At 66.1% G+C, this 425-nt stretch carries 1 protein-coding gene; it reads right to left on the bottom strand.

The genetic code is table 11. The features are described 5' to 3' along the window. The coding region (locus G3I71_RS48320; protein WP_164325331.1) for a thioesterase II family protein at positions 1-425 on the bottom strand (425 nt) is incomplete at both ends.

The raw sequence follows: 425 nt of genomic DNA, 5'->3' as shown, positions 1-425 counted from the left end.
TCCGGACGGGGGCCGCTGCGAGCTCGTCGGAAACAATCTTCAGGATCTGCGCCTGTTGTCCTGCGAGATAGAAATGGCCGCCTGGAAAACGGTGGATGTCGAATTCCCCGCCGGTGTGACCTTCCCAGGCGTCCGCCTCCTCCGCGCTGGTGCGCGGGTCGGACTCGCCGGTCAGCACGGTGATGGGGGCGTTCACCGTTTCCCGGGGGTCGGCGCGGTAGTTCTCGATGGCCGTGTAGTCGCTCCGAATGGCGGGGAGCACCATGCGGAGGATCTCCTCGTCGCCGAGAATCGCGGAGTTGGTTCCGCTGAGCTCTCGCATTTCGGCCACGATGCCGTCGTCATCACGCAGGTGAACGGTTTCCGGGCGGAAACTCGACGGTGCGCGGCGACCCGAGGCGAAGATGCGGACGGGGCTGATCCCG

This window comes from Streptomyces sp. SID12501 (assembly GCF_010550245.1).
Taxonomy (GTDB): Bacteria; Actinomycetota; Actinomycetes; order Streptomycetales; family Streptomycetaceae; genus Streptomyces.
This window is presented reverse-complemented; position numbering and strand designations above follow the sequence as displayed.